Source organism: Donghicola sp., from assembly GCF_025210255.1.
Taxonomy (GTDB): Bacteria; Pseudomonadota; Alphaproteobacteria; order Rhodobacterales; family Rhodobacteraceae; genus Donghicola; species Donghicola eburneus.
The window spans coordinates 121,268-133,102 of sequence record NZ_JAOARZ010000035.1; the positions used below are offsets into that span (position 1 = coordinate 121,268).

The window sequence follows — 11,835 nt, forward strand, 5'->3', positions numbered from 1 at the left end:
CAAGGCCCTCTCCGGACCTCCTCCGCCGTTGACGCTATCTAGCGCGGTGATAACGTTCCAATGAATAAATCCGGCTCTGCGACCGCGAAACGCGATTGCTCTGGCCGCTCTGTAAGGAGGAGTTTCGATCTGGATCGGGACATCACCGCCAGCCTAAAGGTCCGACATCTTTCGTTAATCGTGACACTGTCTGATCACGGTACGACCCACAGCGCCGCCGAGGCTCTGAACATGACGCAATCGACAGCTTCCAAAATGCTGCGCGACGTCGAAGAGATTTTTCAGGCCAGTTTGTTCGAGCGTGGCCCCCGAGGTCTGACGCCAACGCCCTTGGGACAGTTCGCTGTGGCCAATGCACGGATGCAACTCTCTCGCCTTAAACGGTTTTCCGACGAATTCTCGGCCCGCCGCGAAGGTGGCTACGGCCGTCTCTCCGTCGGAGCGATCACAGGCGCAGCGCCGGATCTGGTCGCCCGCGCCGTCGCGGAAATCAAAGCTCGCCGTCCTCAACTCTTAGTGGAACTGCACGGAGAGACCAGCGACGGTATTCTAGCAGAGTTAGAGGCAGGACGGCTGGACCTCGCTGTTGGGCGCTTTAGCGCCGACCGCCACAAGACCGTTTTTGCCTTTGAGCCCTTGGCCGAAGAGCGTTTGGTCGTGGTGGCCCGTGCAGGTCACAAAACGGCGACCGGTGCGCGGCGGCTGCGCGATTTACAGAATTGCGTGTGGGCTCTGCAACCCGCCAGCAACCCTTCGCGGCAGGTGCTGGATACGGCATTCGACCGAGCCGGCCTGCAACGCCCTGCGGATTTCATCGAGTGCTCTTCGATCCTGCTCATCTTGAACCTGGTACAAGAGTCGAATGCCGTTGCACTCTTGCCCGAAGCCGTGGTTCAGGCGCACCAAAAAGCAGGCCTATTTACCGTGATCGACATCAGGCCGGAAATCCGGCTCTCGGGCTTTGGGCTCGTCACGCGGCGCAAAGAACCTTTGCAGCCAGTGGCCTTGGAATTTTGTGAAATTTTGCGTGACAGAGCCGCAGGATCACCTGAAGGCTCTGCCGTTTAGGTTTATCCAAGTTAGGCCGACTGAGCGTAGCCGCCGTTGTAAGTCTCGCTTTTGCGGCGGACTTGAGCATGTTCGACGATCCGCTCGCGGGCAATGCCGCGGAATTCCTCGATCGAGGAATACCCCTTGCGATCCAGGTAGTCTGTCAGATCAGTGGTTAGCTCTTTGATCAACTGAACCCCAACACCGCCGCTTCCCTTTTCTTCCATCGCGGCGGTGCAGACCTGTAGATTGCCCGCACCGTGAACGATGAAGTTAAATGCTTCTCGGAATCCTTTGATGCCACCGATGCCCGAAATCGCCCCATCAGGATAGGCGCGAGAGATGTCGGACACGCGCTGCAGCGCTTGGTGCAAAATGGCGAGACCTCCAAGGCCCCCTGATGTCACCAAGCCGTCAACCTCGACCTCAAACTTCATGGTTTCAGGGTCCATCAGCGGCAAGGACGGGAAGGTGTTGCACAAGGAAATTGACGATGCGCCCGCCTCGTAGGCTGCACCCGCCGCATCGACGAGGGTCGAAGTCGATGGTGTCAGCTTTACCCAGATCGGTACGCTCACGGCGGATGTCACGGCCTTGAGGACCGAGCGGATGATGTCCTCATCGTTGGCGATGTTCGCGCCCATGTCTTTGCGGTCCATGTGGGGGCACGACATGTTAAGCTCTAGCGCGTCGCAACCCGCGTCCACGCAGGCTCTGGCCAGTTTCTGCCAGTTCGCCATTTCTTCGTCACTGCCCGCGCCTGCCATGATCGAGCCAATCAGCATACGGTCGGGATACGTGCTTTTGATTTCTTCGAGGTCGGGCAGCCACTGCTCTAGCGGCTGGTCGGAAATCAGTTCCCAATTCCAAGACGAGTGCGAGACGGTATCAGGGCGTTTGTAGCGCGACACATAAGGTTTCTCGTCGCTTGCACGCTGGTAGATCGTCTTGGGGCCGGCTACATTTTCGACCGGATGCAGGCCGATGGTTTTTGTCACAACGCCGCCCCATCCGGCCTCGAACGCCTTCAGGATTTTACGTTTGCTTTCCGTCGGTGGCGCAGAGGCCAAGATGAACGGATTGACGAACTCGAGCCCTGTGAAGTGTGTTTTGAGCTTCTCTGACATGGCGTTTCCTCGGTAGACCTTGTGTCTAGGACGCCGCTTTTTGACCATGTAGTCAATAATTTTCCCAGTTCGCCTTAGATAAATCGGTGAAACGCTGTCAAACTGGGCGCGAAGTGAGCCAAAGGTAAGCAAAACACTTTGGTTTCGAAGGGCTCAGGGCTTGCGCGCTGCTATCGCGTATCGATGTTCCGATTGCCGCAGAAGCGCCTTGCGCCATCCCAATTGACGGGCTTGGGCCAAGTGTATCGCGCTCAGGTTTGTATCAATCTCGATTTTCTCGAAGCCTGTGTCGCGTATGAGGTCCGCAACGGCATCGGACCGGGCACCATCAGAGAAGTGCACGCGGCGTAGGATCGACTGATGCCGCGTGGTGCTGGGGGTGACCGCCTTGGCTTGTGATAGCCAGCGCGTCCACCAGTTTCGTGACACAAAGTCGCCGTCGACCACCACGAGCTGCCCGCCGGGCACAAGCAGTCTATGCCATTCAGTGAATGCGGCAGCTGGATCAACCAGCGTCCAGATCAGATGCCGCGTGACGATCACATCAAAGCTGGCCGTGGGCAGCATCGTGCGCTCTGCATCCGCTTGAATAAAAGTGACATCGGGCAATTTGGTGCGCGCCAGTGCAAGCATTGGCTCTGCCCAATCAAGGCCGGTGACATTAAACCCCATATCGCAGCACAGCCGCGCGATTTCTCCTGTGCCGGATGCCAGATCCAGCAACCGGCGTCCATGTGCGGGACCTAGATGGCGCGTGAACAGGCCGCGCCACGCCTGCATCTCTGCGCCGTCTTGAATGCGATGCCCCGGATCTTGATCAAAGGTGGCGGCACGGTCAGACCAGTATTCCTTGATGTCATCCCGAATGTCGCGGTTCGAAGCTACCATGTCTTTGTCCGTCTCAAATCTGTTTTGTATGTCAAATCCGTAATGTGACTATTTTTGTCAACTTTATCTTGACTAAAATAGTAGGTTTTTTTATCCGGTCATGAGTTTCGATTTCCAAGGATGCTGACATGACGTTCCGATTGATGCTTGGCGCAGGTGCGCTGACCCTTGTTTCCGCAGGTTTTGCTCTGGCCGAGCCGATCACGGTGACTGATATCGCAGGCCGCGATGTAACTGTTGATGGTCCGGTTGAACGGGTCATCCTTGGTGAAGGCCGCCAGATTTTCTTTGCTGCTGTTCTGGACGGGGAAAACCCGTTCGAGCGTGTGGTGGGCTGGCGCGATGATTTCCGCCAAGCCTCGCCCGAGAGCTACGATCTTTACGCTGCGAAGTTCCCTGAACTGGTTGATATTCCGTCCTTTGGTGGGTTCAAAGATGGTACCTTTGACATCGAGCAGGCGGTTTCTTTGAACCCCGACGTGATGATCATGAACCTCGAAGCCAAGGCCGCGACCGACGAGGCGGGCTATGAGGAGAAGCTAGCCAAAGTCGGTATTCCGATTGTCTATGTCGATTTCCGCGAGAAGCCGTTCGAGCATACCGCGTCCTCAATGGAGATCATTGGCAAGCTCTTTGGAAAAGACGAGCGCGCCGCGGAGTTCAACGACTTTTACGCCGAGCAACTGGCCCGCGTGACTGACGTGATCGAGGCGCAGTCTGATCTGGAACGCCCTGTTGTGTTTGTTGAACGCGCTGGCGGCTATTCCGAAGACTGCTGCATGTCCTTTGGCAACGGCAACTTCGGTACCTTTGTTGAGCTGGCGGGCGGCGAGAATATGGCCAAGCCCTTTGTCCCTGGCACCTTTGGCACCGTGAACGCCGAGCAGGTGATCGCGTCGAACCCTGATCAGATTGTCGTGACCGGTGGTAACTGGGATGCCTATGTGCCCGGTGGTAACTGGATTGGCGTAGGGCCCGGTTCTGACATCGAAGTTGCGCAGACCAAACTGGCCAAACTGATGGAGCGCCCCGCCTTCACCGGCGTCAAAGCGGTCGAGACTGGCGATGTTCACGCCATTTGGCATCAATTCTACAACAACCCCTACAGCTTTGTAGCGGTTCAGCGTCTGGCCACTTGGATCCAGCCAGAGCTGTTCGCGGATCTCGACCCCGAAGCCACGCTGGTCGAGCTGCACGAGCGCTTTCTGCCGGTGGATTACCACCCCGGTTACTGGGTCTCGCTGCCCACCGCTGCAACCAACTAATCTCAAAGGGCGGCTTGCGAGCCGCCCTCTTTTTCTGGAGGTCTGAATGACCGCTCTGAGCCTCATGTCTTCTTCCGAGAACGCCAAGAGCTACCGCACTTTGACAGCCCGTAGGATTGCCGTCCTTGGCGGGCTCTTGGCTTTGCTGGTGTTGTCCGTAGCTGTGGACGTCTCACTGGGGCCCGCCCGTTATCCTTTGCCGGATGTACTGCGCACGCTTTTCATGCCGTCATCGGCTGACCTGCAAATGCGTGTGGTCATCTGGGATATCCGCATGCCCATGGCCTTGCTGGCTGTTACCGTCGGAGCGAGCCTGTCGTTGGCGGGGGCCCAGATGCAGACTATTTTGGCGAACCCTTTGGCCAGCCCGTTTACTTTGGGTCTGTCTGCGGCGGCCAGTTTTGGGGCGGCGATTGCGATGGTACTAGGGGTTGCCCTCTTTCCCGCCGCAATTGCGCTGATGGTGCCGATCAATGCCTTTGCCATGGCAATGGCCGCGTCGCTACTGATTTTTGGGCTCAGCACCCTACGGGGCGTTACGGTCGAAACGATCATCCTGCTTGGTATCGCGCTGGTCTTTAGTTTCAACGCGGCGTTGGCGTTGTTGCAGTATTTTGCGTCCGAGCAAGCGCTGTCTGCGGTGGTTTTCTGGACCATGGGCAGCTTGACCAAGGCCACTTGGGGCAAAGTGGCTGTCACCGCCATAATTCTTGCGGTTTGCGCTCCGCTTTTTGCCCGACGCGCATGGGCCTTGACCGCTGTACGCTTAGGCGAGACGCGCGCTGCCGCGATGGGCGTTCCGGTCAAACGATTGCGTCTAGAAACACTGTTTCTGGTCTCTTTGCTGGCCGCAGTCCCTGTAAGCTTTGTCGGGACAATCGGGTTCATTGGCATTGTTGGGCCGCACGTGGCGCGTCTTTTGCTCGGAGAGGATCAGCGTTTCTTCCTTCCGGGTGCCATGCTCTCGGGCGCCGCGATCCTGTCAGCGACCTCTGTCTTGTCCAAGGCTATCCTGCCCGGTGCTGTTCTGCCGATCGGGATTATCACTGCACTTGTCGGCGTTCCGTTCTTTGCGGCGCTTACCCTGACCAAAGGACGCAAATCATGGTAACTCTGACGCTTGATCAGATCGGGGCGCGCTACGGCCGCCGCACTATCCTAGAGGATGCGTCGACGCCCGCATTGAAGGGCGGCGTTCTGACCGCCTTGGTCGGTGCCAACGCCGCGGGGAAATCAACCCTGTTTCGCCGGATTTCAGGGCAAATGCGCGGGACGGGCGCCGTCCGGCTGACGGGCGCGACCAAGGATGATCTGCGATATATGCCCCAAGATACGGCTATGACGGCGGCGCTGACTGTTTACGAGTCAATTATTCTGGCCTTGAAGCAAGGTGCGGGCGGGTGGCGTCTGTCGGCCTCTGAATTGGCATCGGTGGACAATGTCCTTCAGCGTTTTGGGATCGCTCATCTGGCCGAGCGTCAGTTGCCAGAACTGTCCGGCGGGCAGCGGCAGGCCGTGTCCATCGCACAAACTCTGGTGACACGCCCCAAGGTGGTGCTCATGGATGAACCAACCTCGGCGCTGGACCTTTATCGTCAGTACGAGGTTCTGGAGGCCCTGCGCAGTTATGCTGCCGAAACAGGCGCGGTGATGATCCTCGCGCTCCACGACCTGAACCAAGTCATGCGGGCATGCGAGACGGCGATCGCCCTGTCTCAAGGACGCATTCTGGCCAGCGGCCCCGCGCTCGAGGTTCTAACACCAGCCTTGATCAGCCAGATCTACGGGATTGAAAGCCGTGTCGAACGGTGCTCTCGCGGGTGTCCTATGATGATCGTAGATGGTCCTGCGGTCCCGCGCTCTGCCTAATGGGTGGAGCGCAACTCGATCCGGTTGCTATCCTCGAACCGCAGGATGCGGGGCAAAGGCCCATCTCGCAAGTCTTCAAAATAATAGGGTTGGATGAGCCAGTCCGCCCCAGGCCCATCATACGTCATGGTCAAGTGAACGGTTTCCATTGCCGCTGTTACTGACAAGGTGGCCGTTATCTCGATTTGCCCCTGCCCTGCCTCCAATCGCTCCAACGGGGCGGCGCTGATCTTTGGATCGACAAGAGTGATCGGCTGGGTGTTCCATGAAATTTCCAGAGCTGCGAGCACCGTGTCTTGAAACACTCGTGCTTCGGCGCTGTCCAACTCGCCGTCTTGGTCCAGATCCAGAACCTCGCGCGTCAGGTCGCCCTCGGTTGCCGCTGGGATGATGCGGATGGTGACTTCTGTATGATCGGTCCCGACCGCAAGATGCACCTGCTGGTCCACGCTACTGTGCGGATGGGCTGCAAGTGGGCCGCTTAGGCCCGCTGCAGCGACGAAACAGAGCCACTTCATTCTGTCGCAATCCACATGGTCCCGTAGTCATTCTGCGGGTCACGATACATGTTGTGTGCATGGTTGGTCGGGTCCGCGTCCAAGTCTTGCGGGGCGTATTCCATCACGACTGACGGCCCCGTCACTCGAAAATATGCTGCGCCAAGGGGGGGCTTCTGGTCCCCTCCAGCTAAAGTAGGTGTCATCTAATTGTGACCCAACTACAGCCATCTTGGCTGCAAAGTCATCTGCGTTGATGAACCCCAATCGGGCCTTGATCACATCCATGAGGAGCGCCCGTTGTGAATCGGTTAGATCGCTCCCTTTGACACCCTCGGGGGCGAGGGTTGATCCAAACTCGCCTGGCCCCAGCAACAGGTTGATCGCTTTGTCGCTGCGGACCGCCTCTTTCTTCTGGGCTTCGCTCAAGCTGTGGATCAGAGCGGCTGCGGCTGTGGTTTCCTGTGCCGTGATAAAGACGGTTTCGTCGTTCATGTTGATGCGCAGCGGCTCACCGCCTGTCAGCATCGGAGAAAAGCTGAGGTCCGGCCCAAACACTGTGACATTGATTGCAAGGTGGTGACCGCCAAACTGGAACATCCAAGGCGCGTCCAAAGCAGGTTCGCCAAGAAAGGAGACGTATTAGAAGTCGTCTCCAAAATTCGGCTCACTCGGGCTGTTCTCCAAACTCTCCTCTGCGGCCAACTGGTACAAGACGTTTTGGTAGCCCTCTTCGCTCAGGGCGGTGCGCAGCAGGGTGTTGAGGGCATCAAGTTGCGTTTCGCTCATATTGCCGCGCATTACCCCCTGACGCACGACTGGCCCGTCCGGAAAATTAGACCAGTTTGCGCGCTGAGTGTTGTCCGCAAAGTCGAAAACTGCCGCTGCGCGTTGTTCTGTGTTTAGCGTATCTAAAAACGCGTTCGCCACCGTGACAATCGCATCTGTTTGCGCCTCGGCCATAGGCACATCGAAGTCCCGTTTAACGTCGATTTGGGCCGCTGGCGTCTGCAAATTACGCCCCTGCGCCGACATTTCAGAAAGATAGAAGCCGCCGAGTGAAGCTGCTGCGGCGATGCCAAGAAGGCCGAATTTTTGAAAACGTGTAAGTGTCATGTGAAGTCCTGTGTTCGCACTTTACACGCGGCACAGCTGGCATTCCGTCGAAGAAAGTACTCTGTGAGCAACCTTTCCGAAGGCGAGGTGCGGGTCTGAAGCCCGTTGATTTTCGACTACCCACCCGAGGATTGCGCTGTCGTTACAGGAGCACTGAGAAAGAACCTTGGCGCTGCGGTCCTTCGAGCAACTGTGCGCTTTGTGCTCTCTATCGGAGTCAGAGCACGCAAATATTTGAAAAACCGAAATTGAGAGCGCCGGCTGAGAGTATTCTCGCTTTGCCTCTTGCCCGCGCTAATACCATGCCACGAAGAGCAAGGCGCTCTAGCTCTTTCGTCAATCGCCCGATCAAACCTCGCAACTCGCTTTAGCGCGAGCACCCTTAGACAAACAAACGGGGTTCGAAGAGATTGCCGCAGCCACCCTTCCAAGTCTGTGACATGCTGGTCCGCCACAATGAACCCTTCTCCGAAGTGCCGAGCCACGCTGTTGAAAGTGGCAGGGCAATCCGGCGAGACTAAGTCAGGACCATAGGCTTAGGAGACTTTTTCTTCTTCGACCGCTTCGCCGAAGGATTTGAAAAACTTGCCCGCCAGCTTCTGGGCTGTCCCTTGGATCAATCGGCTTCCGAGTTGAGCGAGCTTGCCGCCGATCTCTGCCTTGGCGTTGTAAGTCAGGATCGTTTCATCTCCGTCTTCCGTCAATGTGACGTCGGCGCCGCCCTTGGCGTGTCCCGCTGCGCCGCCATTGCCTTGGCCAGTCAAAGAGAACGAGTCCGGCGCGCCTGTGGTGTCCAGCGTCACATCCCCGCTGAACTTGGCCTTGACCGGCCCGACTTTCAGCACGACCTTGGCCTCGAGTTCGTTATCGGACTTCTTGATCAGCTCTTCGCAGCCGGGGATGCATTGCTTCAGGATTTCAGGGTCTTGCAGGGCGTCGTAGACCACGCGCTTGGGGGCCGAGATCCTGATTTCATCTTTGAGTTCCATAAATCGTCCTCTTGGTTAACAGCATGGGAATTTGATCTGCGCCAGCGTTTGGGCCTGCGCGTCAGTCATCGAAAAGACTTTCCGAAGGCGCGCGAGCAATCCGAGCGCTTCGGGCTTTGGCCGCTCTGTTGTTTGGGGCTGCGACGTGGCACAGATGTCAGTCTTAGGCATCGGCTTGATCCCCTATAGGCTTGCGGCGCACTTGGATCAGTTCTGCCAGGATAGAGAGCGCGATTTCCTCGGGTGTGACGGCTCCGATATCGAGGCCAGCCGGGGCCGAGACTTGCTCCACCATTGATGATGACACACCGGCGTCGATCAGTTTGGCAGCGAGACTGGCGAATTTCTTGTGACTGCCCACGAACGACACATGTTTCGCCCCCGACTTCAGTGCCGCGGTGAGCGCATCCAGATCGCCTTGGCCTTGGGTGGCCACAACGATCGCGCGCATGCGCGGCACGGTCAGGGGCTCTGACAAGGCGCCTTCGACGGACCAGTGAAACTGAGGCGCCAGTGCGGCTAATGCCTGTGCGACGGGCGACCCGCCAAGGACAACGAGTTCAGGCATGGGCAGAATGGGCTCGATGAAGATGTCGATCGTCCCCCGAGACGGGCAGCCATTGCGGGCAAAAGTGACCCCGTCCACCTCGGCCCCGGCGGTGACGCCGCGCTGGGTCAGCTGCTCTTCTGGGGTGACCGAAATCAATCGGGGCACACCGCTTTTGATTGCAGCGAGCGCCGCGCGTTTGACGGCTCCGCGCGTGCATCCACCGCCGAGAAAACCGTGCAGGATCGTGCCTTGGGCGTCTAGAATGGCTTTGGCGCCCGGTTTGGCGGCAGTGGTGCCAGCCGTCCTTACAATCGTCGCGAAAACAAAGGGTTCCTGACGGGACCTGAGGTTCTGCGCCACGTCAGCAAGGTCGGATCGAATGATCTCTGCGGGGGTCATAGGCGGGTCAACTCCGGTTCGAGCGCAGCCAGATCGGCTAGCGTGTTTGCAGGTTGAAAAAGATCGAGATAGGGCATCGCAGCGGCCATGCCGGCGGCGATGGGCTGGTAATCTTTCCAGCCTTTCAAAGGGTTGAGCCAGATGATGCGGCAGCCCCGTTTGCTCAGTCGCGCGAGGGCTTGTTCAATGTGGTCCGGCGTCGAGGTGTCATACCCATCGGACAGGATAAGGACGACGCTGCGACCATCGACAAACCGGCGGGCATAGGTCTCGGCGAAACGGTTCAGGCTCTCGCCGATTTTCGATCCGCCTCCGAACCCGTCGGCCATCAGGGACATACGGCCAATGGCGCGCATGGCGTCCTTGTCGCGCAGTGCTTCGGTGATACGCACGAGGCGGGTGTGAAACAGATAGGCGTCGGCTGTGCTGTCCCCGCGCATCAGGCCAGCCAGAAACGCGAGGAAGACCTGCGCATAGACGCCCATAGAGCCTGATACATCGCAGAGCGCGACGATCTTCCGGCTGCGGTCGGGCCGTTGTTTGCGGAACAGGCGCAAGGGTTCGCCACCGGTCGATAGGCTCCGGCGGATGGTTTTGCGGAAGTGAAGCCTGTCGCCGCGCCGCGCTGCGATCCGGCGACGTGATCGTTTGTCCCGCAAGGCAAGGCCCAGACGGCGGGCCACAGCCTCGGCTTCAGCAATATCTTCGGGGCGGACCAGATCGCGCAGGTCGCGGCGGGACAGATTGCGCATCTGGCTTGCGATCAGCTTACCCTCGCCATCGCGATCCGCCTCCTCGTCGCCGCCGTCCGGTGCGGTGGATTGGCCTGTGCCGCCCATATCCTCGCCCACCCCATCCCGAGAGGAGTGCAGGGAGTCCTGCGACTTCTGCGGAGTCGCACTGGGCACGACTTTTTGCCGAACGCGGCCCATATCCATCCAGTAGGAGTCAAACAGCGCGTCAAATCTTTGGGCTTCGTCTTTGGTCCCTGTGCAGACCGCCTTGAGCGCCGCGCGGGCGAGCATCGGCTGTGTGGACTCGACATGGGTGAGCGCGGTCAGCGCGACTTGGGTCTCTTGGGCCCCAAGGCGCAGGCCGTTGTCGCGCAGGTGCGCCAGAAATCCCGCGACCCGCGCAGTCGGGCCCGGATCGCGGGCGGCAAAGCGGGTCACGCGGCTCATGCAGCTTTCCCCGCGATGCGTTGCGCCACCTCGGTCGGGATCGCGGCGCGATCCGATTGGGTTTTGAGCAATGTTGTCAGTGTGTTCTGCAGGATGGCCGGATCGCGGGTCAAATCCCCGATCCCGAGGCCCATGAGCGCTGCCGCAAAGTCCAGTGTCTCTGCGATGCCGGGGACCTTTTCCAAATCCTCTTTGCGCAGGGTTTGGACAAAGCCGACGATCTGCTCGGCCAAGCGGTCCTCGATGCCTGCGCAACGTGCCTTCAGGATCGCCAGCTCTGTAGTGCGGTCGGGATAGTCCACGTAGGCAAACAGACAGCGGCGGCGCAGGGCATCGGACAAATCGCGGGTGCCGTTCGAAGTCAGGATGACAATCGGTTTGCTGACCGCCTGAATGGTGCCGAGTTCGGGCACGGTGATCTGATATTCCGCCAGCATCTCCAGCAGGAATGCTTCGAATTCCTCGTCTGCGCGGTCGATTTCGTCAATCAGCAGAACGGGCGAGACCTCTTGTGTAATCGCCTGCAGCAGCGGGCGTTCAAGCAAGTAATCGCGAGAGAAGATGCGCTCTTCGATGCCTTTGGTGTCTTCGCCCCGCTCCGCAGCGGCGCGAATGGCCAAGAGCTGGCGCTGGTAGTTCCATTCGTAGATGGCTTGCGCGGCGTCCAACCCTTCGTAGCACTGCAGACGGATCAACTGGGTCTCGCGAGCCTGTGAAAGCACACGGGCAACCTCGGTCTTGCCGACACCCGCTGCGCCTTCGAGCAGAAGCGGACGCTGAAGCTGCAGGGCCAGATGCAGCGCGACAGACAGATCGTCGGATGCGACATAGCCCAATGTCTGCAGACACGCTTGTAGTGCACGATAGTCCTTCATCAGAGCCTCTTGCCGTTCGCAATGCGAGA

At 58.7% G+C, this 11,835-nt stretch carries 13 protein-coding genes and 1 pseudogene; 4 read left to right on the forward strand and 10 right to left on the reverse strand.

Annotated elements, in window-relative coordinates:
- The first annotated feature begins 60 nt into the window (after positions 1–60).
- On the forward strand, positions 61–1,068 hold the full coding sequence (locus tag N4A58_RS16300) for a LysR family transcriptional regulator (protein ID WP_293711382.1): 1,008 nt from the start codon (positions 61–63) through the stop codon (positions 1,066–1,068).
- A gap of 11 nt (positions 1,069–1,079) precedes the next feature.
- Here N4A58_RS16300 and N4A58_RS16305 read toward each other — a convergent pair whose 3' ends face one another.
- Both N4A58_RS16305 and N4A58_RS16310 read right to left on the reverse strand, forming a co-directional pair.
- Complete coding sequence (locus tag N4A58_RS16305) at positions 1,080–2,177, reverse strand: tRNA-dihydrouridine synthase (RefSeq protein WP_072703555.1); 1,098 nt, start codon at positions 2,175–2,177, stop codon at positions 1,080–1,082.
- A gap of 153 nt (positions 2,178–2,330) precedes the next feature.
- Positions 2,331–3,065 carry a class I SAM-dependent methyltransferase gene (locus N4A58_RS16310; protein ID WP_293711385.1) on the reverse strand — a complete coding sequence of 245 codons (735 nt, stop codon included), beginning with the start codon at positions 3,063–3,065 and terminating at the stop codon, positions 2,331–2,333.
- A gap of 128 nt (positions 3,066–3,193) precedes the next feature.
- Here N4A58_RS16310 and N4A58_RS16315 point away from each other — a divergent pair, with 128 nt between their 5' ends.
- Genes N4A58_RS16315 through N4A58_RS16325 form a run of 3 tightly spaced genes read left to right on the forward strand, consistent with a single transcriptional unit; the run spans position 3,194 to position 6,199 of the window.
- Positions 3,194–4,330, forward strand: coding sequence for an ABC transporter substrate-binding protein (locus N4A58_RS16315; protein ID WP_293711388.1), 1,137 nt, complete (start codon positions 3,194–3,196; stop codon positions 4,328–4,330).
- A 46-nt stretch (positions 4,331–4,376) separates the two neighbouring features.
- Positions 4,377–5,441, forward strand: coding sequence for an iron ABC transporter permease (locus tag N4A58_RS16320; protein ID WP_293711391.1), 1,065 nt, complete (start codon positions 4,377–4,379; stop codon positions 5,439–5,441).
- Entirely contained in the window at positions 5,435–6,199 is a 765-nt protein-coding gene (locus N4A58_RS16325; RefSeq protein ID WP_293711394.1) for an ABC transporter ATP-binding protein, read from the forward strand. Before N4A58_RS16320 ends, N4A58_RS16325 begins: the two co-directional genes overlap by 7 nt.
- On the opposite strand, the gene N4A58_RS16330 is transcribed toward N4A58_RS16325, so the two are convergent.
- From N4A58_RS16330 to N4A58_RS16360, 8 genes and pseudogenes are all read right to left on the reverse strand, one after another.
- Positions 6,196–6,717 (reverse strand): hypothetical protein, encoded by a 522-nt coding sequence (locus N4A58_RS16330; RefSeq protein WP_293711397.1) that lies wholly within the window; start codon positions 6,715–6,717, stop codon positions 6,196–6,198. The two genes, N4A58_RS16325 and N4A58_RS16330, sit on opposite strands and share 4 nt — an antisense overlap.
- Positions 6,714–6,902, reverse strand: coding sequence for a DUF3500 domain-containing protein (locus tag N4A58_RS20950; RefSeq protein ID WP_367177037.1), 189 nt, complete (start codon positions 6,900–6,902; stop codon positions 6,714–6,716). The genes N4A58_RS16330 and N4A58_RS20950 overlap by 4 nt, the downstream gene beginning before the upstream one ends.
- Positions 6,880–7,812: pseudogene (locus tag N4A58_RS16335) on the reverse strand (DUF3500 domain-containing protein); the annotation flags it as partial. The gene N4A58_RS20950 and the pseudogene N4A58_RS16335, both read right to left, overlap by 23 nt.
- Positions 7,813–8,348: 536 nt before the next feature.
- Positions 8,349–8,801, reverse strand: a complete 453-nt coding sequence (locus tag N4A58_RS16340; protein WP_293711400.1) for a CoxG family protein — start codon at positions 8,799–8,801, stop codon at positions 8,349–8,351.
- A gap of 15 nt (positions 8,802–8,816) precedes the next feature.
- Entirely contained in the window at positions 8,817–8,972 is a 156-nt protein-coding gene (locus tag N4A58_RS16345; RefSeq protein WP_293711403.1) for a hypothetical protein, read from the reverse strand.
- Positions 8,965–9,750 carry an XdhC family protein gene (locus N4A58_RS16350; RefSeq protein ID WP_293711406.1) on the reverse strand — a complete coding sequence of 262 codons (786 nt, stop codon included), beginning with the start codon at positions 9,748–9,750 and terminating at the stop codon, positions 8,965–8,967. Before N4A58_RS16350 ends, N4A58_RS16345 begins: the two co-directional genes overlap by 8 nt.
- Positions 9,747–10,931 carry a VWA domain-containing protein gene (locus N4A58_RS16355; protein ID WP_293711409.1) on the reverse strand — a complete coding sequence of 395 codons (1,185 nt, stop codon included), beginning with the start codon at positions 10,929–10,931 and terminating at the stop codon, positions 9,747–9,749. Before N4A58_RS16355 ends, N4A58_RS16350 begins: the two co-directional genes overlap by 4 nt.
- Positions 10,928–11,806, reverse strand: coding sequence for a MoxR family ATPase (locus N4A58_RS16360; RefSeq protein ID WP_293711412.1), 879 nt, complete (start codon positions 11,804–11,806; stop codon positions 10,928–10,930). The genes N4A58_RS16355 and N4A58_RS16360 overlap by 4 nt, the downstream gene beginning before the upstream one ends.
- Positions 11,807–11,835 lie beyond the last annotated feature (29 nt).

Excerpts from the sequence above, each read along its gene's own strand:
- N4A58_RS16345 (WP_293711403.1), bottom strand. The coding sequence starts at position 8,972 with ATGCCTAAGACTGACATCTGTGCCACGTCGCAGCCCCAAACAACAGAG.
- N4A58_RS16300 (WP_293711382.1), top strand. The coding sequence starts at position 61 with ATGAATAAATCCGGCTCTGCGACCGCGAAACGCGATTGCTCTGGCCGC.
- N4A58_RS16315 (WP_293711388.1), top strand. The coding sequence starts at position 3,194 with ATGACGTTCCGATTGATGCTTGGCGCAGGTGCGCTGACCCTTGTTTCC.
- N4A58_RS16330 (WP_293711397.1), bottom strand. The coding sequence starts at position 6,717 with ATGAAGTGGCTCTGTTTCGTCGCTGCAGCGGGCCTAAGCGGCCCACTT.
- N4A58_RS16360 (WP_293711412.1), bottom strand. The coding sequence starts at position 11,806 with ATGAAGGACTATCGTGCACTACAAGCGTGTCTGCAGACATTGGGCTAT.
- N4A58_RS16355 (WP_293711409.1), bottom strand. The coding sequence starts at position 10,931 with ATGAGCCGCGTGACCCGCTTTGCCGCCCGCGATCCGGGCCCGACTGCG.
- N4A58_RS16310 (WP_293711385.1), bottom strand. The coding sequence starts at position 3,065 with ATGGTAGCTTCGAACCGCGACATTCGGGATGACATCAAGGAATACTGG.
- N4A58_RS16325 (WP_293711394.1), top strand. The coding sequence starts at position 5,435 with ATGGTAACTCTGACGCTTGATCAGATCGGGGCGCGCTACGGCCGCCGC.
- N4A58_RS16350 (WP_293711406.1), bottom strand. The coding sequence starts at position 9,750 with ATGACCCCCGCAGAGATCATTCGATCCGACCTTGCTGACGTGGCGCAG.
- N4A58_RS16305 (WP_072703555.1), bottom strand. The coding sequence starts at position 2,177 with ATGTCAGAGAAGCTCAAAACACACTTCACAGGGCTCGAGTTCGTCAAT.
- N4A58_RS16320 (WP_293711391.1), top strand. The coding sequence starts at position 4,377 with ATGACCGCTCTGAGCCTCATGTCTTCTTCCGAGAACGCCAAGAGCTAC.
- N4A58_RS16340 (WP_293711400.1), bottom strand. The coding sequence starts at position 8,801 with ATGGAACTCAAAGATGAAATCAGGATCTCGGCCCCCAAGCGCGTGGTC.
- N4A58_RS20950 (WP_367177037.1), bottom strand. The coding sequence starts at position 6,902 with ATGACACCTACTTTAGCTGGAGGGGACCAGAAGCCCCCCCTTGGCGCA.